Source organism: Cupriavidus gilardii, assembly GCF_017598945.1.
GTDB lineage: Bacteria > Pseudomonadota > Gammaproteobacteria > Burkholderiales > Burkholderiaceae > Cupriavidus > Cupriavidus gilardii_E.
Window position 1 is genome coordinate 108,831 of sequence record NZ_JAGFTW010000038.1, and the last position, 24,818, is coordinate 133,648.

The 24,818-nt window shown below is 63.4% G+C and carries 30 protein-coding genes; 2 read left to right on the forward strand and 28 right to left on the reverse strand.

All coding sequences use genetic code 11. The features are described from left to right. Positions 1-30: 30 nt before the first annotated feature. The 26 genes from rplO to recQ all read right to left on the reverse strand — a co-directional run bounded on the left by rplO (position 31) and on the right by recQ (position 16,759). The gene (gene rplO / locus J5T34_RS14210; protein WP_174107813.1) at positions 31-465 is read right to left on the reverse strand and encodes a 50S ribosomal protein L15; all 435 of its coding nucleotides are present in this window, start codon (positions 463-465) and stop codon (positions 31-33) included. A gap of 33 nt (positions 466-498) precedes the next feature. Next, on the reverse strand, positions 499-681 hold the full coding sequence (rpmD, locus tag J5T34_RS14215) for a 50S ribosomal protein L30 (protein ID WP_174107812.1): 183 nt from the start codon (positions 679-681) through the stop codon (positions 499-501). 14 nt (positions 682-695) lie between these two features. Further along, entirely contained in the window at positions 696-1,214 is a 519-nt protein-coding gene (rpsE, locus tag J5T34_RS14220) for a 30S ribosomal protein S5 (RefSeq protein WP_006576230.1), read from the reverse strand. Positions 1,215-1,235: 21 nt separating this feature from the next. Beyond that, positions 1,236-1,592: a 50S ribosomal protein L18 gene (gene rplR, locus J5T34_RS14225; protein ID WP_053822676.1), complete on the reverse strand. Its 357-nt coding sequence runs from the start codon at positions 1,590-1,592 to the stop codon at positions 1,236-1,238. An 11-nt stretch (positions 1,593-1,603) separates the two neighbouring features. Then, complete coding sequence (rplF, locus tag J5T34_RS14230) at positions 1,604-2,137, reverse strand: 50S ribosomal protein L6 (RefSeq protein ID WP_208580298.1); 534 nt, start codon at positions 2,135-2,137, stop codon at positions 1,604-1,606. A 9-nt stretch (positions 2,138-2,146) separates the two neighbouring features. Beyond that, positions 2,147-2,542, reverse strand: a complete 396-nt coding sequence (gene rpsH, locus J5T34_RS14235; RefSeq protein ID WP_006576233.1) for a 30S ribosomal protein S8 — start codon at positions 2,540-2,542, stop codon at positions 2,147-2,149. A 27-nt stretch (positions 2,543-2,569) separates the two neighbouring features. Then, positions 2,570-2,875 (reverse strand): 30S ribosomal protein S14, encoded by a 306-nt coding sequence (gene rpsN, locus J5T34_RS14240; RefSeq protein WP_006576234.1) that lies wholly within the window; start codon positions 2,873-2,875, stop codon positions 2,570-2,572. A gap of 9 nt (positions 2,876-2,884) precedes the next feature. Further along, positions 2,885-3,427: a 50S ribosomal protein L5 gene (rplE, locus tag J5T34_RS14245; RefSeq protein WP_006576235.1), complete on the reverse strand. Its 543-nt coding sequence runs from the start codon at positions 3,425-3,427 to the stop codon at positions 2,885-2,887. Positions 3,428-3,452: 25 nt separating this feature from the next. After that, entirely contained in the window at positions 3,453-3,761 is a 309-nt protein-coding gene (gene rplX, locus J5T34_RS14250; RefSeq protein ID WP_006576236.1) for a 50S ribosomal protein L24, read from the reverse strand. A gap of 9 nt (positions 3,762-3,770) precedes the next feature. After that, positions 3,771-4,139 (reverse strand): 50S ribosomal protein L14, encoded by a 369-nt coding sequence (rplN, locus tag J5T34_RS14255; protein ID WP_006576237.1) that lies wholly within the window; start codon positions 4,137-4,139, stop codon positions 3,771-3,773. Between the two features lie 293 nt (positions 4,140-4,432). Next, positions 4,433-4,711, reverse strand: coding sequence for a 30S ribosomal protein S17 (gene rpsQ, locus J5T34_RS14260; RefSeq protein WP_006576238.1), 279 nt, complete (start codon positions 4,709-4,711; stop codon positions 4,433-4,435). Continuing rightward, a complete protein-coding gene (gene rpmC, locus J5T34_RS14265; protein WP_006576239.1) occupies positions 4,708-4,902 on the reverse strand; it encodes a 50S ribosomal protein L29 in 195 nt (64 codons plus the stop codon). Before rpmC ends, rpsQ begins: the two co-directional genes overlap by 4 nt. A gap of 11 nt (positions 4,903-4,913) precedes the next feature. Beyond that, on the reverse strand, positions 4,914-5,330 hold the full coding sequence (rplP, locus tag J5T34_RS14270; protein WP_006576240.1) for a 50S ribosomal protein L16: 417 nt from the start codon (positions 5,328-5,330) through the stop codon (positions 4,914-4,916). A gap of 2 nt (positions 5,331-5,332) precedes the next feature. Continuing rightward, entirely contained in the window at positions 5,333-6,130 is a 798-nt protein-coding gene (gene rpsC, locus J5T34_RS14275) for a 30S ribosomal protein S3 (protein WP_023264853.1), read from the reverse strand. A gap of 9 nt (positions 6,131-6,139) precedes the next feature. Continuing rightward, entirely contained in the window at positions 6,140-6,469 is a 330-nt protein-coding gene (gene rplV, locus J5T34_RS14280) for a 50S ribosomal protein L22 (protein ID WP_061956552.1), read from the reverse strand. Positions 6,470-6,478: 9 nt separating this feature from the next. Beyond that, on the reverse strand, positions 6,479-6,754 hold the full coding sequence (gene rpsS, locus J5T34_RS14285; protein WP_006576244.1) for a 30S ribosomal protein S19: 276 nt from the start codon (positions 6,752-6,754) through the stop codon (positions 6,479-6,481). A gap of 22 nt (positions 6,755-6,776) precedes the next feature. After that, positions 6,777-7,607: a 50S ribosomal protein L2 gene (rplB, locus tag J5T34_RS14290; RefSeq protein WP_208580299.1), complete on the reverse strand. Its 831-nt coding sequence runs from the start codon at positions 7,605-7,607 to the stop codon at positions 6,777-6,779. Between the two features lie 2 nt (positions 7,608-7,609). Next, complete coding sequence (rplW, locus tag J5T34_RS14295; protein ID WP_006576245.1) at positions 7,610-7,924, reverse strand: 50S ribosomal protein L23; 315 nt, start codon at positions 7,922-7,924, stop codon at positions 7,610-7,612. Beyond that, entirely contained in the window at positions 7,921-8,541 is a 621-nt protein-coding gene (gene rplD, locus J5T34_RS14300; protein WP_053822679.1) for a 50S ribosomal protein L4, read from the reverse strand. Before rplD ends, rplW begins: the two co-directional genes overlap by 4 nt. 12 nt (positions 8,542-8,553) lie before the next feature. Next, on the reverse strand, positions 8,554-9,210 hold the full coding sequence (gene rplC, locus J5T34_RS14305) for a 50S ribosomal protein L3 (RefSeq protein ID WP_208580300.1): 657 nt from the start codon (positions 9,208-9,210) through the stop codon (positions 8,554-8,556). A 340-nt stretch (positions 9,211-9,550) separates the two neighbouring features. Next, positions 9,551-9,859 carry a 30S ribosomal protein S10 gene (gene rpsJ, locus J5T34_RS14310; RefSeq protein WP_006576248.1) on the reverse strand — a complete coding sequence of 103 codons (309 nt, stop codon included), beginning with the start codon at positions 9,857-9,859 and terminating at the stop codon, positions 9,551-9,553. Between the two features lie 85 nt (positions 9,860-9,944). After that, positions 9,945-11,135, reverse strand: a complete 1,191-nt coding sequence (tuf, locus tag J5T34_RS14315; protein ID WP_208580301.1) for an elongation factor Tu — start codon at positions 11,133-11,135, stop codon at positions 9,945-9,947. Positions 11,136-11,217: 82 nt separating this feature from the next. Then, complete coding sequence (gene fusA, locus J5T34_RS14320) at positions 11,218-13,326, reverse strand: elongation factor G (protein WP_208580302.1); 2,109 nt, start codon at positions 13,324-13,326, stop codon at positions 11,218-11,220. A 119-nt stretch (positions 13,327-13,445) separates the two neighbouring features. Then, entirely contained in the window at positions 13,446-13,916 is a 471-nt protein-coding gene (gene rpsG, locus J5T34_RS14325; RefSeq protein ID WP_006576502.1) for a 30S ribosomal protein S7, read from the reverse strand. Between the two features lie 205 nt (positions 13,917-14,121). Further along, positions 14,122-14,499 carry a 30S ribosomal protein S12 gene (gene rpsL / locus J5T34_RS14330; protein ID WP_006576501.1) on the reverse strand — a complete coding sequence of 126 codons (378 nt, stop codon included), beginning with the start codon at positions 14,497-14,499 and terminating at the stop codon, positions 14,122-14,124. Between the two features lie 409 nt (positions 14,500-14,908). Further along, positions 14,909-16,759 carry a DNA helicase RecQ gene (recQ, locus tag J5T34_RS14335; protein WP_208580303.1) on the reverse strand — a complete coding sequence of 617 codons (1,851 nt, stop codon included), beginning with the start codon at positions 16,757-16,759 and terminating at the stop codon, positions 14,909-14,911. An 86-nt stretch (positions 16,760-16,845) separates the two neighbouring features. On the opposite strand from recQ, the gene J5T34_RS14340 reads away from it, so the two are divergent. Further along, positions 16,846-17,532: a hypothetical protein gene (locus J5T34_RS14340; RefSeq protein WP_208580304.1), complete on the forward strand. Its 687-nt coding sequence runs from the start codon at positions 16,846-16,848 to the stop codon at positions 17,530-17,532. Positions 17,533-17,626: 94 nt separating this feature from the next. Next, positions 17,627-18,130 (forward strand): hypothetical protein, encoded by a 504-nt coding sequence (locus J5T34_RS14345; protein WP_208580305.1) that lies wholly within the window; start codon positions 17,627-17,629, stop codon positions 18,128-18,130. Between the two features lie 58 nt (positions 18,131-18,188). Here the strand turns inward: J5T34_RS14345 and J5T34_RS14350 are convergent, their stop codons facing one another. Both J5T34_RS14350 and rpoC read right to left on the reverse strand, forming a co-directional pair. After that, the gene (locus J5T34_RS14350) at positions 18,189-20,297 is read right to left on the reverse strand and encodes a hypothetical protein (protein ID WP_208580306.1); all 2,109 of its coding nucleotides are present in this window, start codon (positions 20,295-20,297) and stop codon (positions 18,189-18,191) included. A gap of 179 nt (positions 20,298-20,476) precedes the next feature. Then, on the reverse strand, positions 20,477-24,727 hold the full coding sequence (gene rpoC / locus J5T34_RS14355) for a DNA-directed RNA polymerase subunit beta' (RefSeq protein ID WP_208580307.1): 4,251 nt from the start codon (positions 24,725-24,727) through the stop codon (positions 20,477-20,479). Positions 24,728-24,818 lie beyond the last annotated feature (91 nt).

A 24,818-nucleotide genomic window follows, 5' to 3' on the forward strand; every position in this document is an offset into this window, starting at 1 on the left:
TGACTCGCCTATGCTGCGAAATCTGCTTACTTACTCCGCGATCTGACCACCCGCGGCTTCGATCGCTGCCTTGGCGCCAGCGGTGGCACCCAGACCCTTGATCGTCACCTTGCGAGTCAGCTCGCCGGCCTTGATGACCTTCGCGCTCTTGACCAGGTCGCCGACCAGGCCAGCCTGCTTCAGAACCAGCAGGTCGACCTCGGCCGCTTCCAGGCGCTCCAGATCACGCAGCGTGACTTCGGCGGTGAACGCCTTGGTCAGCGACGTGAAGCCGCGCTTCGGCAGGCGACGGTACAGCGGCATCTGGCCGCCTTCGAAGCCCACCTTGTGGAAGCCGCCCGAACGCGACTTCTGACCCTTGTGACCGCGACCGGCGGTCTTGCCCAGGCCGGAGCCGATACCGCGGCCGACGCGACGCTTGGCGTGCTTCGAACCGGCGGCCGGTTTCAGGTTGTTCAGTTGCATATTGCTCTCCATATCCCGAACTCAGCCCGGGGCTCAGCCGAGGACCTTCACCAGGTACGAGACCTTGTTGATCATGCCGCGCACGGCCGGCGTGTCCTGCAGTTCCGACACCGAGTTGACACGGCGCAGGCCCAGACCACGAACGGTGGCGCGATGATCCTCACGCGTGCCGATCAGGCTGCGCACGAGCTGCACTTTTACAGTTTTCTGCGACATTTCGTTCACCTGCCTTAGCCGAGGATGTCTTCGACCGACTTGCCGCGCTTGGCAGCAATTTCGCCCGGGGTGCTCATCTTCTGCAGACCGTCCAGCGTGGCGCGAACCATGTTGTACGGGTTGGTCGAGCCGTGCGACTTGGTGACCACGTTGGTCACGCCCATCACTTCGAAGATCGCGCGCATCGGGCCGCCGGCGATCACGCCGGTACCTTCCTTGGCCGGCATCATCAGCACCTTGGCGGCGCCGTGCTTGCCAACGACTTCGTGCTGCAGCGTGCCGTTCTTCAGCGGGACCTTGACCATCTTGCGACGGGCTTCGTCCATTGCCTTCTGCACGGCCACCGGCACTTCCTTCGCCTTGCCCTTGCCCATGCCGATGCGGCCATCGCCGTCACCGACCACGGTCAGCGCAGCGAAACCGAGAATCCGGCCGCCCTTCACCACCTTGGTGACGCGGTTGACCGAGATCATCTTCTCGCGGAGGCCGTCGTCGCGTTCGTCCTGCTGGACTTTTGCTTGCATCTTTGCCATGACGTATCTCTCTCTCTGCGCTTAGAACTTGAGGCCGGCTTCGCGGGCAGCGTCAGCCAGAGCCTTCACGCGACCGTGGAAGCGGAAGCCGGCGCGATCGAACGCCACGGTTTCCACGCCGGCGGCTTTCGCCTTCTCGGCGATGCGCTTGCCGATCACGGTGGCAGCAGCGGTGGTGGCACCGCTGCCGGTCAGTTCCTTGCGCACTTCTGCTTCGACGGTCGAAGCCGACGCCACCACCTGGGTGCCGCACGGCGAGTAGACCTGAGCGTAAATATGCGAATTCGTACGGAACACAGTCAGACGATTGACCTTCAGCTCGGCAATCTTGGCGCGGGTCTGACGTGCACGGCGCAAACGAGCGTCTTTCTTGTTCATCACTGCACCCCTTACTTCTTCTTGGTTTCCTTCAGGATGACGCGCTCGTCTGCGTAGCGAACACCCTTGCCCTTGTAGGGCTCGGGCGGACGGTACGCGCGGACTTCCGCGGCAACCTGACCGACTTTCTGCTTGTCCGCACCCTTGATGATGATCTCGGTCTGCGTCGGCGTTTCCGCCTTCACGCCTTCCGGCATCTCATGGATCACGTCGTGCGAGAAACCAAGCTGGAGCTTCAGCGCAGCGCCTTGGACCTGGGCACGGTAACCCACGCCGACAAGGTTCAGCTTGCGCTCGAAACCGGTGGTCACGCCCTTGACCATATTGGCCACCAGAGCACGCATGGTGCCCTGCAGAGCGTTTGCTTCGCGCGATTCGTCAGCGGCGGCGAAGGTCAGCGTGTCGTTTTCGACATTGACCTTGACCAGGCTGTGAATCGGCTGGGACAGCGTACCGAGCGGGCCCTTGACGGTGAGCACGCCGGCCGCCACATTCACTTCCGCGCCTTTCGGCAGCGCGATGGGAGCCTTACCTACACGGGACATGGTTACTCCTTACGCGACGTAGCAGATGACTTCGCCGCCCACGCCCGTGGCACGTGCCGCGCGATCGGTCATCAGACCCTTGGGGGTCGAGATGATTGCGACGCCCAGGCCGTTCATCACTTGCGGGATTTCGCTGCGGCCCTTGTACACGCGCAGACCGGGCTTCGACACGCGTTCGATGCGCTCGATCACCGGACGGCCGGCGTAGTACTTCAGACCGATGGTCAGTTGTGCCTTGCCGCCTTCCTCGGCGACAGCGTAGTCGTCGATATAGCCTTCGTCCTTCAGAACCTTGGCGATCGCCACTTTCAGCTTCGACGACGGCATGACAACCGACGCCTTCTGCACGCCCTGGGCGTTGCGGATGCGCGTCAGCATATCGGCGATAGGATCGCTCATGCTCATACTGTTTCTCCTGTAGCCTGTGCGTAATTACCAGCTGGCTTTCGTCAGACCCGGAATTTCGCCCTTGAAGGCGATCTCGCGGATCTTGTTACGCGCCAGGCCAAACTTGCGGAAGGTACCGCGGGGACGACCGGTGATCGCGCAGCGATTGCGCTGGCGGGTCGGATTGGCGTTGCGCGGCAGCTGTTGCAGCTCCAGACGCGCTTCGTAACGCTCTTCTTCCGACTTTGCCTGGTCGTCGATAATGGCCTTGAGGGCAGCGCGCTTCTCGGCGTACTTCGCCGCGAGCTTCGCGCGCTTCTTCTCACGTTCAATCAGAGCCAATTTAGCCACGGTTACCCCTTAATTGCGGAACGGGAACTTGAATGCGGCGAGGAGCTCCTTGGCTTCCTCGTCATTCTTCGCCGTCGTCGTGATGCTGATGTTCAGACCGCGCAGCGCGTCGATCTTGTCGTACTCGATTTCGGGGAAGATGATCTGCTCTTTCACACCGATGTTGTAGTTGCCACGGCCGTCGAACGACTTGCCGGACACACCACGGAAATCGCGCACGCGCGGCAGGGCCACGGTGACGAAACGGTCGAGGAATTCCCACATCCGTTCGCCACGCAGGGTCACCATCGCACCGATGGGATAGCCCTGACGAATCTTGAAGCCGGCGATGGCCTTGCGGGCCTTCGTCACGACCGGCTTCTGACCAGCGATCTTGGTCAGGTCGCCCACTGCCAGCTCGATGACCTTCTTGTCATTGATGGCTTCGCCCAGACCCATGTTCAGCGTGATCTTGGTGATGCGGGGCACCTCCATGACCGACTTGTAGCCGAACTTCTTCATCAGGGCCGGAACGACCTGTTCTTTGTACTGCTCTTGCAGACGTGCTGCCATGCTCAACTCCTATCCGTGCCCAGAATCAAGCGGCGACGACGGCGCCGGTGGTCTTGAGCACGCGCACGCGCTTGCCTTCCACCAGCTTGATGCCGACGCGCGACGGCTTGCCATTGGCATCCACGAGCGCAACGTTGGAAATATGCAGGGGCATGACCTTGTCGATCACGCCACCGGTCGTGCCCAGCATCGGGTTCGGACGTGCGTGCTTCTTCGCGACGTTCACGCCCTCGACGGCGACCTTGTCGCCCAGCACGGCCTGGACCTTGCCGCGCTTGCCCTTGTCCTTGCCGGTCAGGACGATGACCTCGTCGCCTTTGCGAATCTTGTTCATGGCGGCTCCTTACAGCACTTCCGGCGCGAGCGACACGATCTTCATGAAGCGCTCGGTACGGAGTTCACGAGTCACCGGCCCGAAGATACGGGTGCCGATCGGCTCGAGCTTGTTGTTCAGCAGGACAGCGGCGTTGCCGTCGAACTTGACGAGCGAACCGTCCGCGCGGCGCACGCCCTTGGCGGTGCGGACCACGACGGCGTTGTAGATATCGCCCTTCTTCACGCGACCGCGCGGCGCTGCGTCCTTGACGGTCACCTTGATGATGTCGCCTACGCTCGCATAGCGGCGCTTGGACCCACCCAGCACTTTGATGCACAGCACTTCGCGCGCACCCGTGTTATCGGCCACTTCGAGCCGGCTTTCTGTCTGAATCATGGTGTTTGTCTTCCCAACTTAATCCACCGGGTCAATCAAAAGGTCGGCCCGCCGGTCAGTCTTGGTCCCGTCGGCTACCGGCATTGCGCCAGTCACCGTTTGGGTTGATCAACTTGAAGTCGGTAGTGCCAGGCGGCCTGAACGATGTGACAGTGTCAGGGGCCGCTAGGCCTGGGGTTCGCCTTAACGGACCGCCCGGGTGGTGTTACAAAAGGCGGCCGCAATAAAGCGGAAGTCCAGGATTATAGCAACATAATCCTGGACCTGCAAGTCAGCCGAGAACCTGTCGGTTCTTAGATGACGCGCGCTGCTTCGACCAGCCGGGAAACCACCCAGGACTTGGTCCGCGAGATCGGACGGCCTTCCTGGATCTCGACCTTGTCGCCTTCCTTGTACTGGTTCGCTTCGTCATGCGCCTTGTACTTCTTCGAGCGCAGCACGTACTTGCCATACAGCGGATGCTTGACACGGTTTTCGACCAGGACCGTCACGGTCTTGTCCATCTTGTCGCTTACCACGCGGCCGACCAGCGTACGGCGAAGCGACGATTCCGTTTTTGCAGTTTCAGTCATTTCGAGTTCGCCTTTTCGTTCAGCACGGTATGCACCCGCGCGATGTCCTTGCGCACCTTCTTCAGCTGGCTGGTGTTCTGCAGCTGTTGGGTGGCCTTTTGCATGCGCAGGCTAAATTGGGCCTTCAGCAGCTCGGAGAGCTCCTGGTTCAGGCCGGCGGCGTCTTTGCCGCGAAGTTCGGATGCTTTCATCCCTGCTCTCCTTACGTCCCGACCTGGCGCACCACGAAATTGGTCGCGATCGGCAGCTTGGCCGCCGCGAGGCGGAACGCCTCACGCGCCAGCTCTTCGCTCACGCCATCCATTTCGTACAGCATCTTGCCCGGCTGGATTTCAGCCACGTAGTATTCCGGATTGCCCTTGCCGTTACCCATACGGACTTCGGCAGGCTTCTTCGAGATCGGCTTGTCCGGGAAGATCCGGATCCAGATGCGGCCGCCACGCTTGATGTGGCGGGTCATCGCACGACGTGCCGACTCGATCTGACGAGCCGTCAGACGGCCACGGCCCATTGCCTTCAGGCCGAATTCGCCGAAAGACACGGCGTTGCCACGGGTAGCCTTACCCGTGTTGCGGCCTTTCTGCTCCTTGCGATATTTTCTGCGCTTCGGTTGCAGCATCGTTATTCTCCACTCTTCGCGTCTGCGCCAGGCGCAGCGCGGCGACCGGCACCAGCGCCACCGCGGCGGTTGCCACCCGGACGGCCTTCACCGTCACGACGGCGACCGTCCGGACGACCCGGGCGACGACGACGTTCGTCTTGCGGCTCTTCCACCACCGGCGCGTCGTTGCGGCCGAGGTGATCACCCTTGTAGACCCACACCTTGACACCGATGATGCCGTAGGTGGTTTCCGCTTCGGAGAAGCCGTAGTCGATGTCGGCACGCAGGGTGTGCAGGGGCACGCGGCCCTCGCGGTACCACTCGGTACGTGCGATTTCGATACCGTTCAGACGGCCCGAGCTCATGATCTTGATGCCCTGGGCGCCCAGGCGCATCGCGTTCTGCATCGCGCGCTTCATCGCGCGGCGGAACATGATGCGGCGCTCGAGCTGCTGGGTGATCGAGTCGGCGATCAGCTGCGCATCGGTTTCCGGCTTGCGGATTTCCTCGATGTTCACGTGCACGGGCACGCCCATGCGACGCTGCAGCTCGGCCTTCAGCAGTTCGATGTCCTCACCCTTCTTGCCGATCACCACGCCCGGACGCGAGCTGTAGATGGTGAGACGGGCATTGCGGGCGGGGCGCTCGATGACGACGCGGCCCACCGAAGCGTTCTTGAGTTTCTTCTTCAGAAAGTCGCGAACCTCGATGTCTTCCTTCAGCATGCCGGCGAACTTCGTGTTGTTGGCGTACCAACGCGAAGCCCAGTTACGGCTGACGGCCAGACGGAAGCCAGTCGGATGAATCTTCTGTCCCATCGTGACTCCTTAGTTGCCGAGCGTCACAGTGATGTGACAGGTTTGTTTCTCGATGCGGTTGCCGCGGCCCTTTGCCCGTGCGGTGAAGCGCTTGAGCGAGGTTGCCTTGTCGACGTAGATCGATTTGACCTTCAGCTCGTCGATGTCGGCGCCTTCATTGTGCTCGGCGTTGGCGATGGCCGATTCGACCACCTTCTTCACGATCCCGGCAGCCTTTTTCGGGCTGAACGCCAGGATGTTGAGCGCGCGCTCGATCGGCAGACCACGGATCTGGTCAGCGACCAGGCGCGTCTTCTGGGCGGAGATGCGGGCACCGCGATGAATCGCTTTCACTTCCATGATGGCACCTTACCTCTTCGCTTTCTTGTCAGCCGCGTGGCCCTTGAACGTGCGCGTCAGCGCAAATTCCCCGAGCTTGTGGCCAACCATGTTTTCCGTGACGTACACCGGCACGTGTTGACGGCCGTTGTGGACGGCGATCGTCAGGCCGATGAACTCCGGCAGAATGGTCGAGCGGCGCGACCACGTCTTGATGGGTTTCTTGTCCTTGCCGCTGACAGCCGTTTCCACCTTCTTCAGCAGGTGGGCGTCACAGAAAGGACCCTTTTTTGCAGAACGAGTCATGTGTTTAGCTCCTACCTACCGATTAACGCTTGTGGCGGCGCTGCACGATCATGCTGGCAGTGCGCTTGTTGCTGCGGGTGCGGTAACCCTTGGTCGGGGTGCCCCACGGCGACACGGGATCGCGACCAGCAGCGGTACGGCCTTCACCACCACCGTGCGGGTGGTCGATCGGGTTCATCACCACGCCGCGGACGGTCGGGCGAATACCGCGCCAGCGGGTCGCGCCGGCCTTGCCGATCACGCGCAGGCTGTGCTCTTCGTTGCCCACTTCACCGATGGTGGCGCGGCATTCGATATGCACGCGGCGCACTTCACCGGAGCGCAGACGCACCTGGGCGTAGACGCCTTCGCGAGCCAGCAGCACGGCGGAACCGCCGGCGGCACGCGCGATCTGGGCGCCCTTGCCCGGCAGCATTTCCACGTTGTTGATCGTGGTACCGACCGGGATGTTGCGGATCGGCAGGTTGTTGCCAGCCTTGATCGGGGCTTCCGGGCCGTTCATCAGCGGCTGGCCGGCAACCATGCCCTTGGTGGCGATGATGTAGCGGCGCTCGCCGTCGGCGAACAGCACCAGGGCGATGTTCGCGGAGCGGTTCGGATCGTATTCCAGGCGCTCGACCTTGGCGGGGATGCCGTCCTTGTCGTTGCGCTTGAAGTCGATCACACGGTAGTGATGCTTGTGGCCACCGCCCTTGTGACGGGTGGTGATGTGGCCGTTGTTGTTACGGCCCGACTTCTGGAATTGCTTTTCCAGCAGCGGCGCGTACGGTTCGCCCTTGTGCAGGTTGCGGTTGACAACCTTCACCATCGAGCGGCGACCCGGGGAAGTCGGCTTGGTCTTGACGAGTGCCATGATTACTTGGCCTCCGCTTCAAAATTGATTTCCTGACCCGGCTTCAGCGACACGTAGGCCTTCTTCACATGGTTGCGACGACCCATGAAGCGACCGAAACGCTTTTGCTTGCCCTTCTGGTTCAGGATCTGAACGGACTGCACCTCGACCTTGAACAGCAGTTCGACCGCCGCCTTCACTTCCGCCTTGTTGGCGTCGCGAGCGACTTCGAACACCACTTGTTCGTTCTTGTCGGCGACCAGGGTTGCCTTTTCGGAAACCACCGGCGCGAGCAGCACCTGCATCAAACGATGATCGTTCTTGGCTACTTGCGTCATTTGAGCAACTCCTCGATCTGCGCGACGGCCGCCTTGGTCACCAGCACCTTCTTGTAGTGCACGAGCGACAGCGGATCGGCGTGGCGCGGCTCGACAACCGCCACGTGCGGCAGGTTGCGCGAAGCCAGGTAGAGGTTTTCGTCGAGGTTGTCGGTGATGATCAGCACCGAGTCCAGACCCATGGCCTTGAACTTGTCGGCCAGCAGCTTGGTCTTGGGCGCGTCGACGGAGAAACCCTCCACCACGTTGATACGACCTTCCCGGGCCAGCTGCGAATAAATCGAGCGCATGCCGGCACGGAACATCTTCTTGTTGACCTTCTGGCTGAAGTTCTCTTCCGGCGAGTTCGGGAAGATACGGCCGCCCCCGCGCCACAGCGGCGACGAGGACATACCGGCACGAGCACGGCCCGTACCCTTCTGACGCCACGGCTTCTTCGTGGTGTGCTTGACCTCTTCACGATCCTTCTGCTTACGGTTGCCGCTGCGCGCGTTGGCCTGGTAAGCGACGACGATCTGGTGAACGAGGGCTTCGTTGTAGTCACGGCCGAAGACTTCGGGCGAGGCGGCTACGCCTGCGCCGATCTGGCCATTGTCCTGGAGGAGCTTGAGTTCCATTGATTCCGCTCCTTAAGCCGCTTTGGCAACTTTGGCCTTGACGGCCGGGGTAACGATGACCTTGCCGCCCTTGGAGCCGGGGATGGCACCCTTGACCAGCAGCAGCTTGCGCTCCGCGTCGATCTTGGCGATCACCAGGTTCTGGACGGTACGGGTGACATCACCGAGGTGGCCGGTCATGCGCTTGCCGGGGAACACACGGCCCGGATCCTGCGCCATACCGATCGAACCCGGCACGTTGTGCGAACGCGAGTTACCGTGGGTGGCGCGACCCGATGCGAAGTGATAACGCTTGATGGTACCGGCGTAGCCCTTACCGATCGTGACGCCCTGGACGTCGATCTTCTGACCGACTTCGAACAGGTCGACCGACAGCGAACCGCCAGCTTGCAGTTCGGCAGCCTTGGCTGCATCCACGCGGAATTCTTTGATGACTTCGCCCGCTTCCACGCCGGCTTTGGCGAGATGACCCGCCAGCGGCTTGGTGACGCGGCTTGCGCGCCGGGCGCCGAAGGTGACTTGCACCGCGGTATAACCGTCGGTCTCGTCCGTCTTGATTTGCGTCACGCGGTTGTCGCCGACCTCGATCACGGTCACGGGAATTGCTTCACCGTCGTCCGTGAAAATACGGGTCATGCCAACCTTGCGACCTACAAGGCCAAGGCTCATGGTTTGCTCCATTCCCGGCTGCGATTGGCCGGGGCTGATTGATACACGAAACGTGTTGAGTGTTTCTGGTGTCGGGGGCTTGCGCAAAAGAGACGGCGCGCGGCCAAAACGGCCAGCCCAATACCCATAGATAGATGGGTAGCCTTACACTATATCGCAGGCCCCTGGAAAGGGCAACTGCAATCTGGTAAAGCGTTCAGGAATCGAGGATTCTGCTGTTGCAACGTGGTTGATACGTCGCTATTTCGGCGTTTCGGCACCGAAAAAGGAAAACGGCGAACTCGCGTTCGCCGTTCACACTGCAGAGCGGCCGCGCGGGCGGCCGGTCTCGTCGGATCGATTACACCTTGATCTCGACGTCCACGCCAGCCGGCAGGTCCAGCTTCATCAGCGCGTCGACGGTCTTTTCCGACGGGTCGACGATGTCCAGCAGACGCTGATGGGTGCGGATCTCGAACTGATCGCGGCTGGTCTTGTTCACGTGCGGCGAACGCAGGATGTCGAAGCGCTCGATGCGGGTCGGCAGGGGAACCGGGCCCTTGACGATCGCGCCGGTGCGCTTGGCGGTATCCACGATTTCGGCGGCCGACTGGTCGATCAGGCGATAGTCGAAAGCCTTCAGGCGGATACGGATCTTCTGGTTCTGCATGATTTTTCCTTAAAAGAGCGATGGGCCGTCAGCGGCCCGGTGGTAGCAGGGACGGGCGGAGGCCGCCCGTCCCGACAGCCCTGGTTTAGTCCAGGATCTTGGCGACGACGCCGGCGCCGACGGTGCGGCCGCCTTCACGGATGGCGAAGCGCAGGCCTTCTTCCATCGCGATCGGGGCGATCAGCTTGACGGTGATCGACACGTTGTCGCCCGGCATGACCATTTCCTTGTCCTTCGGCAGCTCGATCGAGCCGGTCACGTCGGTCGTACGGAAATAGAACTGCGGACGGTAGTTGTTGAAGAACGGGGTGTGACGGCCGCCTTCGTCCTTCGACAGGATGTACACCTCGCCGGTGAAGTGCGTGTGCGGCTTGATCGAACCCGGCTTGCACAGCACCTGGCCGCGCTCGACGTCTTCACGCTTGGTGCCGCGCAGCAGCAGACCGACGTTGTCGCCAGCCTGGCCCTGGTCCAGCAGCTTGCGGAACATTTCCACGCCGGTGCAGGTGGTCTTGACCGTCGGGCGGATACCGACGATTTCGATTTCCTCGCCGACCTTGATCACGCCACGCTCGATACGGCCGGTCACCACGGTACCGCGGCCCGAGATCGAGAACACGTCTTCGACCGGCATCAGGAACGTGCCGTCCACGGCGCGCTCCGGCGTCGGGATGTAGGTGTCCAGCGCTTCGGCCAGGTTCATGATCGCCACTTCGCCCAGCTCGCCCTTGTCGCCTTCGAGCGCCAGCTTGGCCGAACCCTTGATGATCGGGGTGTCGTCGCCGGGGAACTCGTACTTCGAGAGCAGCTCGCGCACTTCCATTTCCACCAGCTCGAGCAGCTCGGCGTCGTCCACCATGTCGCACTTGTTCAGGAACACGATGATGTACGGCACGCCGACCTGACGGGCCAGCAGGATGTGCTCGCGCGTCTGCGGCATCGGGCCGTCAGCGGCCGAGCACACCAGGATCGCGCCGTCCATCTGGGCGGCACCGGTGATCATGTTCTTGACGTAGTCGGCGTGGCCCGGGCAGTCAACGTGCGCGTAGTGGCGGTTGGCCGTCTCGTACTCGACGTGCGCGGTGTTGATGGTAATACCGCGTGCCTTCTCTTCCGGCGCCGCATCGATTTCGTCGTACTTCTTCGCGGCACCGCCGAACTTCGCAGCCAGCACCGTCGCAATCGCCGCCGTCAGCGTCGTCTTGCCGTGGTCAACGTGACCAATCGTACCAACGTTCACGTGCGGCTTAGTCCGCTCGAACTTTTCCTTTGCCATTTTGTTCAGCTCCTAATGGAATGCAGTCTTGTCGATTCATCACGCCGCCGCGCCCTCGCGGGCGCGGCGGCATATAGCCTGTTTACTTGCCCTTGGTCGCCATCACTGCTTCGGCGATGTTCTTCGGTGCCTCGGCGTAGTGCTTGAATTCCATGGTGTAGGTGGCGCGGCCTTGCGTGGCCGAGCGCAGCGCGGTCGAATAACCGAACATTTCCGACAGCGGGACTTCGGCCTTGATGATCTTGCCGCCGCCCACCATGTCGTCCATGCCCTGCACGATGCCGCGGCGGGACGACAGGTCGCCCATCACGGTACCGGTGTAGTCTTCCGGCGTTTCCACTTCCACGGCCATCATCGGCTCGAGCAGAACCGGGCTGGCCTTGCGCATGGCTTCCTTGAAAGCCATCGAACCGGCCATGCGGAACGCGTTTTCGTTCGAGTCCACGTCGTGGTACGAACCGAACGTCAGCGTGACCTTCACGTCCACCACCGGGAAGCCCGCGAGGACACCGGCTTGCAGCGTGTCGACGATACCCTTCTCGACAGCCGGGATGTATTCGCGAGGAATCACACCGCCCTTGATGGCGTCGATGAACTCGAAGCCCTTGCCCGGCTCCTGCGGTTCCAGCGTGATCACGGCGTGGCCGTACTGGCCGCGGCCGCCCGACTGCTTGACGAACTTGCCTTCGACGTCCTCGGCCTTCTTGCGGATGGTTTCGCGGTAGGCCACCTGCGGCGCGCCGATGTTGGCTTCCACGCCGAATTCGCGCTTCATGCGGTCGACCAGAATTTCGAGGTGCAGCTCGCCCATGCCCGAAATGATGGTCTGGCCCGATTCTTCATCGGTACGCACGCGGAACGACGGATCTTCGGCGGCCAGGCGGTTCAGGGCGATGCCCATCTTTTCCTGGTCGGCCTTGGTCTTCGGCTCGACGGCCTGCGAGATCACCGGCTCCGGGAACACCATGCGCTCGAGCACGATCGGTGCCGACGGATCGCACAGCGTGTCGCCCGTGGTGGCATCCTTCAGGCCCACCGCGGCGGCGATGTCGCCAGCCAGCACTTCCTTGATTTCTTCGCGCTGGTTGGCGTGCATCTGCAGAATACGGCCCAGACGCTCCTTCTTCTGCTTCACCGGGTTGTACACGGTGTCGCCCGAATTGATCTTGCCCGAGTAGACGCGGAAGAAGATCAGCTGGCCGACGAACGGGTCGGTCATGATCTTGAACGCCAGCGCCGAGAACTTCTCGTTGTCGTCGGCCTTGCGCTCGAGCTTCTTCTCGTCGTCGCGTTCGTCCACGCCCTTGACCGGCGGAATATCGACCGGCGACGGCAGGAAGTCGATCACGGCGTCCAGCATACGCTGCACGCCCTTGTTCTTGAACGCGGTGCCGCACAGCATCGGCTGGATTTCGCAGGCGATGGTACGGTCACGCAGCGCCTTGACGATCTCGGCGCGGGTCAGCTCTTCGCCGCCCAGGTACTTTTCCATCAGCTCTTCGCTGGCTTCGGCGGCGGACTCGACCATCTTCTCGCGCCATTCGTCAGCGGTCGCCTGCAGCTCGGCCGGGATGTCCTTGTATTCGAACTTCACGCCCTGGCTGGCTTCGTCCCAGATGATCGCCTTCATTTCCAGCAGGTCGATCACGCCCTGGAAGCCGTCTTCAGCGCCGATCGGCACCACCACGGGCACCGGGTTGGCCTTCAGGCGGGTCTTCAGCTGGTCGTAGACCTTGAAGAAGTTGGCGCCGGTACGGTCCATCTTGTTGACGAACGCCAGACGCGGCACGCCATACTTGTTGGCCTGACGCCAAACGGTTTCCGACTGCGGCTGCACGCCGCCCACGGCGCAGTACACCATGCAGGCGCCGTCCAGCACGCGCATGGAACGCTCCACCTCGATGGTGAAGTCCACGTGGCCCGGGGTGTCGATGATGTTGAAGCGGTGCTCGGGGTAGTTGCCGGCCATGCCCTTCCAGAAGGCGGTGGTGGCAGCGGAGGTGATGGTAATACCACGCTCCTGCTCCTGCTCCATCCAGTCCATCGTGGCGGCGCCGTCGTGCACTTCACCGATCTTGTGGTTCACACCGGTGTAGAACAGGATGCGCTCGGTGGTGGTGGTTTTACCCGCGTCAATGTGAGCCGAGATACCGATATTGCGGTAACGCTCGATGGGAGTCTTACGAGCCACTTTAATCCTCTAATTCGTCAGTGAGGCGCCGGCATCTCTTGGCCTACGCCCCTAACACAAACGGGCGAGATGTGTAAGAACACAGCCCGCCCGGCAACCAACTGCGAAGCTCGCGCGCTTTAGAAGCGGAAGTGCGAGAACGCCTTGTTGGCTTCGGCCATGCGGTGCACTTCGTCGCGCTTCTTCATCGCGCCACCACGGCCTTCCGCGGCTTCGAGCAGCTCACCTGCCAGGCGCAGCGCCATCGACTTCTCGCTGCGTTTCTTCGCGGCCTCACGCAGCCAGCGCATCGCCAATGCCAAACGACGCGACGGACGGACTTCGACCGGAACCTGATAGTTGGCGCCACCGACGCGGCGGCTCTTCACTTCCACCACCGGCTTCACGTTGTTGATCGCAACGGAGAACACTTCGATGGGGGCCTTGCCTGCCTTCTTTTCGATCTGGTCGAACGCGCCATAAACGATACGCTCGGCAACCGACTTCTTGCCGTCCAGCATCAGCACGTTCATGAACTTGGCAACTTCGACGTTACCGAACTTCGGATCAGGCAGGATTTCCCGCTTGGGGACTTCACGACGACGTGGCATCTTCTTTCCTTTGGATTCAGTTGAGTGCGGACTCTTCCGCGCTCCGGCCACCAACTAGCTTGCCTTCCTGCCCCGAGGGGGCACGGCAAATTCGCCGGGTGGACCACTTACTCGACGGCACGGCGCAGCAAATTGGCCGTTGTACCGCCGCTTGTTGACAGCAACATGACGCTGCGCGCCAGCCGCCATCGCTTGTGTTGCAGCCTTAGGCAGCCTTCGGACGCTTCGCGCCGTACTTCGAACGCGCTTGCTTGCGGTCCTTGACGCCTTGCAGGTCGAGCGAGCCGCGCACGATGTGGTAACGCACACCCGGCAAGTCCTTGACACGACCACCGCGGATCAGCACGACCGAGTGTTCCTGCAGGTTGTGGCCTTCACCGCCGATGTACGAGATGACCTCGAAACCGTTGGTCAGACGCACCTTGGCGACCTTACGCAGTGCCGAGTTCGGCTTCTTCGGCGTGGTGGTGTACACACGGGTGCACACGCCACGGCGTTGGGGGCAGTTCTCAAGCGCCGGGCTCTTGCTCTTGATGACTTCAGAGACGCGCGGCTTGCGAACCAGTTGGTTGATAGTTGGCATTGTTCAATCCAGCTTGGTTTTACAAAAAAACACCGCTTCGACGACGAACCGGCGGCACGCCCGCAAGCGCGACGACGATCGACGAAACGGTAGGACGGGTTTTGGGCGGGAGCAGATGAGCAGAACGCTCTGGGACGGGACTGTGTGAACGACCAGACTTGCCAAAGAGCGCGAGCTCGCCTGGGATCCCGCTGGGCCGGCCAAGTCAGGGATGACCTGTCTGCCGGGACGGTCGCCGGACACACTGGGTGCCACCGAACGACGCGCGAGCGAAATCCGAAGCCAAAAACTCGAATCCGGCATGCTAGCAGCGCAGCGATCAACGGTCAAGCGGTTTACCTGTACGAGGTTGGCGCCGCGAACGGGGGGCCGGGGCCTGGCGCTCGGCGGCGGAGGCGACCCTCGTTGCTTATGCCTTCTGAAGCACTTCCAACAACTCTTCGCCGTAGCGTTCCAGCTTGGCCGCGCCGATACCGGGCACCTCGGCCAGCTCCGCCATGCTGTCGGGCGCGCTGCGCGCCAGCTCGGCCAGCGTTGCATCGTGGAAGATCACATAGGCCGGCACGCCGTGCTCGCGGGCGGTGTCCGTGCGCCAGCGCCGCAGCGCTTCCCAGTTGGCCAGCGCCTGTTCGTCCATCTGCGCGGTGTGGTCGACGCGATTGCCGCGCCCGGCGCTGCTGCGCTCGCCGCGAGCCGGCTTGCTGACCTGGCGGCGCAGCGTGATGCTGGTCTCGCCCTTGAGCACCGCGCGCGCCGACTCGCCCAGCAGCAGGGCGCCGTGCCCGCCATGGTCGATCACCAGCAGGCCGTGCGCGATCAGCTGCCGGAAGATCGCATGCCATTCGGACACCGACCGGTCGGCCCCGATGCCGAAGGTCGACACCTTGTCGTGGCCCCACTGGCGGATCTTCTCGGTGGCGTTGCCGCGCAGCACGTCGATCAGATGGGTGGCGCCGAAATGCACGCGGCTGGCCTGCGCGGTGCGGTAGACGCACGACAGCGCCATCTGCGCCTCGCGCGTGCCATCCCAGGTCGCGGGCGGCTCGAGGCAGGTATCGCAGTTGCCGCAGGGCTCGCTTGCCTCGCCGAAATACGCGAGGATGCGCACGCGCCGGCAACCGGCGGTCTCGCACAGGCCCAGCAAAGCGTCGAGCTTGGCCGAGGACACGCGCTTGTGCGCTTCGTCGGCTTCCGACTCGTCGATCATCCGCTTCTGCTGCACCACGTCGCCCAGGCCATAGGCCATCCAGGCATTGGCGGGCAGGCCGTCGCGGCCGGCCCGGCCGGTCTCCTGGTAATAGCCCTCCATGCTCTTGGGCAGGTCCAGGTGGGCGACGAAGCGGACGTCCGGCTTGTCGATGCCCATGCCGAACGCGATGGTGGCCACCATCACCAGCCCTTCCTCGTCGCGGAAGCGCGCCTGATGCTGCTGACGCACCGCCGCCTCCATGCCGGCGTGGTAAGGCAGCGCGTTGATGCCATGCCCGCGCAGCCAGTCGGCGGTCTCCTCGACCTTGCGGCGCGACAGGCAGTAGACGATGCCGCTGTCATGCGTGCCGTCGGCGGCCATGTGCTCGGCCTTGATAAACGCCAGCAGCTGCTGGCGCGCGTTGTCCTTCTCGACGATGCGATAGCGGATATTGGGACGATCGAAGCTCGACAGGAAGACACGCGCATCATCGAGGGCCAGGCGTTCGACGATCTCCTGCCGCGTCACGGCATCGGCGGTCGCGGTCAGCGCGATGCGCGGCACCTGCGGGAAGCGCTCGTGCAGCACCGACAGCTGGATGTATTCCGGCCGGAAGTCGTGGCCCCACTGCGACACGCAGTGCGCTTCGTCGATCGCGAACAGGCCGACGCGGGTGCGATCGAGCAGATCCTGGAAGCGCGGCGTCATCAGCCGCTCCGGCGCGACGTAGAGAATCTCCAGCCGCCCGGCCAGCAGGTCGCGCTCGACCGCCGAAGCCTCCGCGCCAGTCAGCGTGGAGTTCAGCACCGCGGCGCGCACGCCCGCCTCGGTCAGCGCCGCGACCTGGTCCTGCATCAGCGCGATCAGCGGCGACACCACGATGCCGACGCCGTGGCCCGCGCGCTGGCGCAGCAGCGCCGGAATCTGGTAGCACAGCGACTTGCCGCCGCCGGTCGGCATCAGCACCAGGCAATCGCCGCCCTCGGCCACGTGTTCGATGATTTCGGCCTGACTGCCACGGAAGGCGTGATAGCCGAAAACCTCCTTGAGGATGGTCAGGGCGGGCGACATGGACGACGGCACAGCGGTCAGGAAAGGGCAGTTGGCGCGAAAGGCGTAACCATACCACTGCGCCGGCGTGCGGAGCGTGGCCGATCGTGACGACCAGCGTGGCGACGGACCGCGGCCGTAACTCGGCGCCCCATTCCATCAGGTCTTCGCCCTATCACACCCCGCCAAATTCGTTTTGCGAAATCGAGACGTTGCTTGGGCTGGACGCCAACATCGATGCGAGAACTCGAAATCGGTTGCCGAAAGCGCAAGACTTTGCATCGGGACACGGCCACCATGGCCCCGCGCAATCGTTGCGTTTTTTTATCGGCTTATCCAACCATTTGAGTCATCCCATGTCCAATTCGCCCATTTCCCCCATTTCCAACCATCAATACCAGGCCCAACTGCTTGCGCTGTCGGCGCTTCAGTCTGAATCCGTCGCCGCCACCGATACGGCCGCGTCCATCGGCCAGTCCGGTGACATGGACCTTTTCCTGCACGAAAAGCTTTACCGCGAGAAAGCCGCAGAACTGGCGAAGCGATCGCTGGCCAGCGGCACCTACGAAAGAGAAACGCTCAGCGATTCCGAAATCAAATCGCTGAAGGCAGCCGGCGTCCCGATGGACGCGTTCCTCGCGCAGCACGGGCAGAAGCTGGGTTCGCGCGAGTACAACGCGCTGGCAGAGTTGATCAAGAAGACGATCGACAAGCAGGCGCAGTCGGCCGGTGCCCACGAGGCTTCGGCGACGGCGACGGCGACGATTGGTGTCACAGCTCGCGCGTTCGTGTAACGCCCGCCTGGGAGGGGCCACCCATTTTCGGGGCGCCCCTCCCTTTTTCGAAACCCCGCGAAACGGTTCGCGATGACATTCCTTGGAGTTGCCAATGACCATGTTCCCCGCTGTCGGCTACGTTCCTGCACTGCCCGCCTCCCCCGAGCGATTGCCGTTGTCCTCCGCCTTGCAGATCGATACTCGTGCGTCGAATGCGAATGATCCGTTGGCCGGCATGTTCTTGGATCTTTGCAAGGCCCGGTTTTCAATGATGGTCGCGCAGGCGCGCGGCCAGACGATCCATCCCTATCATTTGTCGGATGCGCAAATCGAACTCTGCAGGCAGACATTCGGCGAGCCTTTCGAAGCCATGCTCGCCCAGAACGGAAATGCATGGGACATCGAGGGCCTAGGGTGGCTCACCACGATGGTGTCCGGCGCGATGAAGCCGCCGACTGGGGAGACCTGGTCCGGTGTGGCGCCGGGACGGTCGGCTCTGTATCCCGTGGAGACAATCGGGACGCCGCGCGACGGTGCATCTGTAAGCCGAACCGGCTCCCCCCTTCTTGACGCCATCGCGGCCGGCAAGCCGCTTGTTGTCCGCCCCTACGTCTGAGCGCAGATGGTATGTCGCCCGTCTCCCGTACCGGATTTGTGAGGCGCGGGCAGCCGGGCTACTCCGCCATTGCTTGTCCGCCGCCGTATATCGCAGCGATGTCTGCCGCGAGGCGCTGCCGATAGGCAGACAGCCCACCTTCCCCCGCGTTGTGCGGAAATACGCCTGCCAGGCTTTGCATGACCCGCAACCGATGCAACGGCGGAAGCGAGCCCGCTGCGTCGAACAGACGCGTCCAACGATCGGGACGATAGACAAGCGAGGACGCCCTGCAAAGCCAGATCAGCAACTCCGTCTTCTGCCATCCCGTTGCACGTGACAAGAGCAGGTGGTACCCAAACTCCCACATTTCCTTGGGGACCGGCTCCCGCTGCCATTGGACCGTCAACGCGATCCAGTCTGCGGACGGGGAGGCGGCCTTGACTTTCCACCACCCCTGAACCGCGTCCGTGGTGCTGCCCGCGCCAAAGACATCGCTCGGGATGGGGAAAAGCTCCGCGCGACTGCCGTCGTCGCATACGGAGTCGCTCGGCGACCAGGCGCGATCGGCGACCTGTGCCAGCGTCCGGAGCGGCGCCCTTCGGACCTCCTCCGGCAGCGTGCTGGCACTCGCGAGCAGCCGGTCCCAATGGAACGAGCCGAGCTCGAACGAATAACCACCTATCCCCGCAACGGCTCGCATGTTTTGCAGCCGCGCCGCTCGCGTTTGCAGGGCGCGCGCGAACAGCCGTGCCGGCATCTGCGCCCGGCGCAGCGGTGCAATGGGAAGATCCTCCACCGCGGCGCGCCGGGCGTGCAGGAACCTCGCCAAGGCTGCGGACGATTCGCAGGGCAGACTGACTGGAATGTCCGTGCCGCGCACGTGGATGCGTAAATCGGCCAGTGCTTCGCCGTCACCGGCCGGGGCAACGCCATCGTCCAAGGGCTCGGTCCAGATCGCAGGCATCGCAGCGGCCAGATACGCTTCGATCCTGCCCAGGCACGGTTGTTGTTCGGGCCCTTGCATGCAGCCGATCGCGCCGTACAGCGGCACGATGGCCTTTCCCCGATGCGGATCGGGAAGCGCCTCGGTCAAATCCATCAGGCGCGACCAACCGACCGCCTGGCGCTCCCGCGGCAACACCATGCACAAGCACGCCAGGGCGGCATACAACCCTGCGCGCCCATCCAGCGGCAGCGACGCAGCGATGGGCAGCATGGCGTCAAACCGCTGCACGGCCATCGTCTCACTCGTGCACGCATTTGGCACGGCCAATGCCACCAGGGCGAGATCGCGATCGTCGGCGGGCATCGTCAGCGCCAGTTCCAGCCTGCGGGACCACGCCGGTTGTTGCCGGCCGAAGACATGGTTGTCGGTTCGCGCCTGCAGTGCTGCCAGTGCCGAAGCGCGCCACGCTTCAGGAAGCGCCGCGATCTCGGCGACCCATGCTTCCGGGCTCCTGGAACGGAGGTGGGCGTAGGACCCATGCCGAAGCAGCATGGCAAACGCACGCATGGCGCGCGCATCGTCGATGTCCGCCAGCGACCGAATGGCACGATAGAGCTGCTGCTCGAAATCCGGTTCGCGCGTATCGAGCAATTCGAGGGCAGGGATGCGAAGCGCGTTGGCGCGCGCGGTGGCGAGCGCGGTGGCGAGCGCGTATAGCGGCTCGCCCCGCCGGCTGGGCGGCAGACGCAGTGTGGCGTCGAGCAGCAGCTGCATGGCGGCAAGCCAGGTGCCCGGCTCCATCCACCGCAGGCGCGTGGTCAATTGCGCTATCCAGTGATGCGCGCGTGGCGGCCGCCATTGTTCGATCTGGTCGACTGCAATGCGCAACGTCTGCAGCGACACGACGGCATCCAGCACACGCGGCAGGCTGCACCAAAGCTGATGGGGGCGCAGGACCGCGCGTGCGTGGCGGCAGGTCGATCCCCAGCAGATGAAATCCTGCGGATCGACATAGTCCACGATGCGGGCCAGCACGTCGTTGGGTGCGCCGGCGAATATGCCGAAGACGGATTCCCGCCATGGTGAATGCAGGGGGTCCGGCCCTGCCGTTATCCGCGAGATGCCGTCGGTGCCGGGCGTGGGTACGGCGGCGCCCTTCGCGGGAGCCTCTGCCGGCGTGGCCGGTTGCCAACCGTTGGGCAACCAGCCGGAAATCCGGCCATAAAGACGAGCAAGCATAGTGAGTCTCCGGCGGTCGATGTCGTCGCAGGTTAGGACGTCGCCGGACCCATGCCTTGTGCAAATGGCCCATGTGTTTGCAGTGCCTGCAGAGGCGTCTGCGCAAAAAAAAGCCCGGTGCGATCTCTCGCACCGGGCTTTGTCGTTACAGCGTTACAACGTTTTTACTGCATCGAACCTCAGACCGCCGGGTTGTCCCCGCCGTTCTCGGTGGTGGCATGCACCTCCGACGGCTCCATGAAGAGCGACTGCTCTTCTTCGGAGATCGCCTGGGCGCGTTCGCGCTCGGCCGCCTCGCGCGCCTTGCGGGCGCGGTGGTAGGCCAGGCCCGTACCGGCCGGGATCAGACGACCCACGATCACGTTTTCCTTCAGACCGCGCAGGTCGTCGGTCTTGCCCATGATCGCGGCCTCGGTCAGCACGCGCGTCGTTTCCTGGAACGATGCCGCCGAGATGAAGCTGTCGGTCGACAGCGACGCCTTCGTGATACCGAGCAGCAGGTTCTCGTAGGTGGCCGGACGCTTGCCTTCCGCGATCACGCGGTCGTTTTCGTCCAGCAGCTCCGAGCGCTCCACCTGTTCACCCGGGATGAACTTGGTGTCGCCGACATCGACGATCTGCACGCGGCGCAGCATCTGACGCACGATCACTTCGATGTGCTTGTCGTTGATCTTCACGCCCTGCAGACGGTAGACGTCCTGCACTTCGTCGACGATGTAGTGCGCCAGCTCCTCGATGCCCTTCAGGCGCAGGATGTCGTGCGGATCCGCCGGACCCTCGACGATCATCTCGCCCTTGTTCACCACCTGACCGTCGTGGACCAGCACCTGCTTTTCCTTGGCGATCAGGAACTCGTGCGCATTGCCGTCGAGGTCGGTGATGACCAGACGCTGCTTGCCCTTGGTGTCCTTGCCGAACGACACGGTACCGGTGACTTCCGCCAGCACGGCGGCGTCCTTCGGCGAACGCGCTTCGAACAGCTCGGCCACGCGCGGCAGACCACCGGTAATGTCGCGGGTCTTCTGCGACTCGGTCGGGATACGCGCCAGCACTTCACCGACGTGCACCTGCTGACCGTCCTTGACGGTGATCAGCGCGCCGACCTGGAAGCCGATGGTCACGGAGTGGTCCGTGCCCGGAATCTTGACTTCCTGGCCGTTGGCGTCGAGCAGCTTCACCTGCGGGCGCAGGCCCTTGGTGGCAGCCGTACGGCGCTTGGCGTCGATCACGACCAGCGTCGACAGACCGGTGACCTCGTCCATCTGCTTGGCGACGGTCACGCCTTCCTCGACGTTCTCGAACTTGATCGTGCCCGAGTACTCCGACACGATCGGGCGCGTCAGCGCGTCCCAGGTCGCCAGTTGCGTGCCCGCCTTGATCGCCTGACCGTCCTGCACCAGCAGCGTGGCGCCGTACGGGATCTTGTGGCGCTCGCGCTCGCGGCCGTGGTCGTCGGTGATCAGCGCCTCGCCCGAACGCGAGATCACGATCAGTTCGCCCTTGGCGTTGGTCACGTAGCGCATCGTCGCGGTGAAGCGCACCGTACCGGTGGCCTTCGCTTCGACGCTCGAGGCGACCGCCGCACGCGATGCCGCACCGCCGATGTGGAACGTACGCATCGTCAGCTGCGTGCCCGGCTCGCCGATCGACTGCGCGGCGATCACGCCGACCGCCTCGCCGGTATTGACCAGGGAGCCGCGGCCGAGGTCGCGGCCATAGCACTTGGCGCACAGGCCGTAGCGCGTGTCGCACGACAGCGGGGTACGGACCTTGACCTCGTCGACGCCGATCTGGTCGATCAGGTCGACCAGGTCTTCGTCCAGCAGCGTGCCAGCCTCGATCGCCGTTTCCTGCGTCTCGGGGTTGACCACGTCCGACACCGTCACGCGGCCCAGAATACGGTCGCGCAGCGCTTCGATGACTTCACCGCCTTCGACCAGCGCCTTCATCGCGACGCCGTTGGTGGTGCCGCAATCCTCCTCGACCACCACCAGATCCTGCGTCACGTCGACCAGACGACGGGTCAGGTAACCCGAGTTCGCGGTCTTCAGCGCGGTATCGGCCAGGCCCTTACGCGCACCGTGGGTCGAGATGAAGTACTGCAGAACGTTCAGGCCTTCGCGGAAGTTCGCGGTAATCGGCGTCTCGATGATCGAGCCGTCCGGCTTGGCCATCAGGCCGCGCATACCGGCCAGCTGACGGATCTGCGCCGCGGAACCCCGCGCACCCGAGTCGGCCATCATGTAGATGGAGTTGAACGACTCCTGCTTGACGGTGTTGCCGTTGCGGTCGACCACGTCCTCGTGCTGCAGCTGCTCCATCATCGCCTTGCCCACCTGGTCGCCGGCGGCGCCCCAGATGTCCACGACGTTGTTGTAGCGCTCCTGGTCCGTCACCAGACCCGACATGTACTGCTTGTCGTATTCCTTCACCTTGGCCGCGGCGTCGGCGATGATCTTTTCCTTCTGCGGCGGCACCAGCATGTCGTCGATCGCGATCGAGATACCGGCGCGCGTCGCCAGGCGGAAGCCCGACTGCAGCAGCTTGTCGGCGAAGATCACCGTCTCGCGCAGACCGCACTTGCGGAACGCGGTGTTGATCAGGCGCGAGATTTCCTTCTTCTTCAGCGGCTTGTTCAGCACCGAGAAGGGCAGGCCCTTGGGCAGGATCTCGGACAGGATCGCACGGCCGACCGTGGTGGCCTGCAGCGTGATCTTGGGCGCGAAGCGCGCGTCGCCCTCGGCGTCCTTGTCGACCAGCTCATACTCGGTGATGCGCACGTTCACGCGGGAAGCCAGTTCGACTTCCTTGTTCTCGTAGGCGCGGATCACCTCGCTGACGTCGGCGAAGGTCATGCCCTCGCCCTTGCCGTTGATCTTGTCGCGAGTGGTGTAGTACAGGCCCAGCACCACGTCCTGCGACGGCACGATCGACGGATCGCCGTTGGCCGGGAACAGCACGTTGTTCGAGGCCAGCATCAGCGTGCGGGCTTCCATCTGCGCTTCCAGCGACAGCGGCACGTGAACGGCCATCTGGTCGCCGTCGAAGTCGGCGTTGAACGCCGCGCAGACGAGCGGATGCAGCTGGATCGCCTTGCCTTCGATCAGCACCGGTTCGAAGGCCTGGATGCCCAGGCGGTGCAGCGTCGGCGCGCGGTTCAGCATCACCGGGTGCTCGCGGATCACCTCTTCCAGGATGTCCCACACGACCGGGGTCTGGCTTTCGACTTCCTTCTTGGCCGCCTTGATGGTGGTGGCGATGCCCATCGTTTCCAGCTTGTGGAAGATGAAGGGCTTGAACAGCTCCAGCGCCATCAGCTTGGGCAGACCGCACTGGTGCAGCTTCAGCGTCGGGCCGACCACGATGACCGAACGGCCCGAGTAGTCGACGCGCTTGCCCAGCAGGTTCTGACGGAAACGGCCGCCCTTGCCCTTGATCATCTCGGCCAGCGACTTCAGCGGACGCTTGTTGGCGCCGGTCATCGCCTTGCCGCGACGGCCGTTGTCCAGCAGCGAGTCGACCGCTTCCTGCAGCATGCGCTTTTCGTTGCGCACGATGATTTCGGGGGCCTTCAGCTCGAGCAGGCGCTTCAACCGGTTGTTGCGGTTGATCACGCGGCGATACAGGTCGTTCAGGTCCGAGGTCGCGAAGCGGCCGCCGTCCAGCGGCACCAGCGGACGCAGCTCGGGCGGCAGCACCGGCAGCACCTCGAGGATCATCCACTCGGGCTTGATGCCCGAACGCTGGAAGGCCTCGAGCACCTTCAGGCGCTTGGCGTACTTCTTGATCTTGGCTTCGGAACCGGTGGCCTGCAGCTCGGCGCGGATCTGTTCGATCTGCTTCTCGATGTCGATACCGCGCAGCAGCTCACGGATGCCCTCGGCACCCATCATCGCGACGAATTCGCCCTCGCCGTACTCCTCGCACTTCGCGATGTAGTCGTCCTCGGACATGATCTGGCTCTTCTTGAGCGGGGTCATGCCGGGCTCGAGCACCACGAACGCTTCGAAATACAGCACGCGCTCGATGTCGCGCAGCGTCATGTCGAGCACCATGCCCAGACGCGACGGCAGCGACTTCAGGAACCAGATGTGCGCGGTCGGCGCGGCCAGTTCGATATGGCCCATGCGCTCGCGGCGCACCTTCGCCAGCGTCACCTCGACGCCGCACTTCTCGCAGATCACGCCACGGTGCTTCAGGCGCTTGTACTTGCCGCACAGGCACTCGTAGTCCTTGATCGGACCGAAGATCTTGGCGCAGAACAGACCGTCGCGCTCGGGCTTGAAGGTCCGGTAGTTGATGGTTTCCGGCTTCTTGACTTCGCCGTACGACCACGAGCGGATCTTTTCCGGCGAGGCCAGGCCGATCTTGATCGCGTCGAACTGCTCTTCCTGCTGAACCTGCTTAAAGAGATCGAGCAATGCTTTCATTGCAACTCCTTGTTTCGCCGCCGGCCCGAGGTATCGGGCCGCCGGCATTCATCCTGTGGGAAATCCGCCGGAGACGGCTTCGTGCCGCCTC

Coding starts and splice junctions, on each gene's coding strand:
- rplO (WP_174107813.1), bottom strand. CDS start 465: ATGCAACTGAACAACCTGAAACCGGCCGCCGGTTCGAAGCACGCCAAG.
- rpmD (WP_174107812.1), bottom strand. CDS start 681: ATGTCGCAGAAAACTGTAAAAGTGCAGCTCGTGCGCAGCCTGATCGGC.
- rpsE (WP_006576230.1), bottom strand. CDS start 1,214: ATGGCAAAGATGCAAGCAAAAGTCCAGCAGGACGAACGCGACGACGGC.
- rplR (WP_053822676.1), bottom strand. CDS start 1,592: ATGAACAAGAAAGACGCTCGTTTGCGCCGTGCACGTCAGACCCGCGCC.
- rplF (WP_208580298.1), bottom strand. CDS start 2,137: ATGTCCCGTGTAGGTAAGGCTCCCATCGCGCTGCCGAAAGGCGCGGAA.
- rpsH (WP_006576233.1), bottom strand. CDS start 2,542: ATGAGCATGAGCGATCCTATCGCCGATATGCTGACGCGCATCCGCAAC.
- rplE (WP_006576235.1), bottom strand. CDS start 3,427: ATGGCAGCACGTCTGCAAGAGCAGTACAAAGAACAGGTCGTTCCGGCC.
- rplX (WP_006576236.1), bottom strand. CDS start 3,761: ATGAACAAGATTCGCAAAGGCGACGAGGTCATCGTCCTGACCGGCAAG.
- rplN (WP_006576237.1), bottom strand. CDS start 4,139: ATGATTCAGACAGAAAGCCGGCTCGAAGTGGCCGATAACACGGGTGCG.
- rpsQ (WP_006576238.1), bottom strand. CDS start 4,711: ATGACTGAAACTGCAAAAACGGAATCGTCGCTTCGCCGTACGCTGGTC.
- rpmC (WP_006576239.1), bottom strand. CDS start 4,902: ATGAAAGCATCCGAACTTCGCGGCAAAGACGCCGCCGGCCTGAACCAG.
- rplP (WP_006576240.1), bottom strand. CDS start 5,330: ATGCTGCAACCGAAGCGCAGAAAATATCGCAAGGAGCAGAAAGGCCGC.
- rpsC (WP_023264853.1), bottom strand. CDS start 6,130: ATGGGACAGAAGATTCATCCGACTGGCTTCCGTCTGGCCGTCAGCCGT.
- rplV (WP_061956552.1), bottom strand. CDS start 6,469: ATGGAAGTGAAAGCGATTCATCGCGGTGCCCGCATCTCCGCCCAGAAG.
- rpsS (WP_006576244.1), bottom strand. CDS start 6,754: ATGACTCGTTCTGCAAAAAAGGGTCCTTTCTGTGACGCCCACCTGCTG.
- rplB (WP_208580299.1), bottom strand. CDS start 7,607: ATGGCACTCGTCAAGACCAAGCCGACTTCCCCGGGTCGCCGCTCGATG.
- rplW (WP_006576245.1), bottom strand. CDS start 7,924: ATGACGCAAGTAGCCAAGAACGATCATCGTTTGATGCAGGTGCTGCTC.
- rplD (WP_053822679.1), bottom strand. CDS start 8,541: ATGGAACTCAAGCTCCTCCAGGACAATGGCCAGATCGGCGCAGGCGTA.
- rplC (WP_208580300.1), bottom strand. CDS start 9,210: ATGAGCCTTGGCCTTGTAGGTCGCAAGGTTGGCATGACCCGTATTTTC.
- rpsJ (WP_006576248.1), bottom strand. CDS start 9,859: ATGCAGAACCAGAAGATCCGTATCCGCCTGAAGGCTTTCGACTATCGC.
- tuf (WP_208580301.1), bottom strand. CDS start 11,135: ATGGCAAAGGAAAAGTTCGAGCGGACTAAGCCGCACGTGAACGTTGGT.
- rpsG (WP_006576502.1), bottom strand. CDS start 13,916: ATGCCACGTCGTCGTGAAGTCCCCAAGCGGGAAATCCTGCCTGATCCG.
- rpsL (WP_006576501.1), bottom strand. CDS start 14,499: ATGCCAACTATCAACCAACTGGTTCGCAAGCCGCGCGTCTCTGAAGTC.
- recQ (WP_208580303.1), bottom strand. CDS start 16,759: ATGTCGCCCGCCCTGACCATCCTCAAGGAGGTTTTCGGCTATCACGCC.
- J5T34_RS14345 (WP_208580305.1), top strand. CDS start 17,627: ATGACCATGTTCCCCGCTGTCGGCTACGTTCCTGCACTGCCCGCCTCC.
- J5T34_RS14350 (WP_208580306.1), bottom strand. CDS start 20,297: ATGCTTGCTCGTCTTTATGGCCGGATTTCCGGCTGGTTGCCCAACGGT.
- rpoC (WP_208580307.1), bottom strand. CDS start 24,727: ATGAAAGCATTGCTCGATCTCTTTAAGCAGGTTCAGCAGGAAGAGCAG.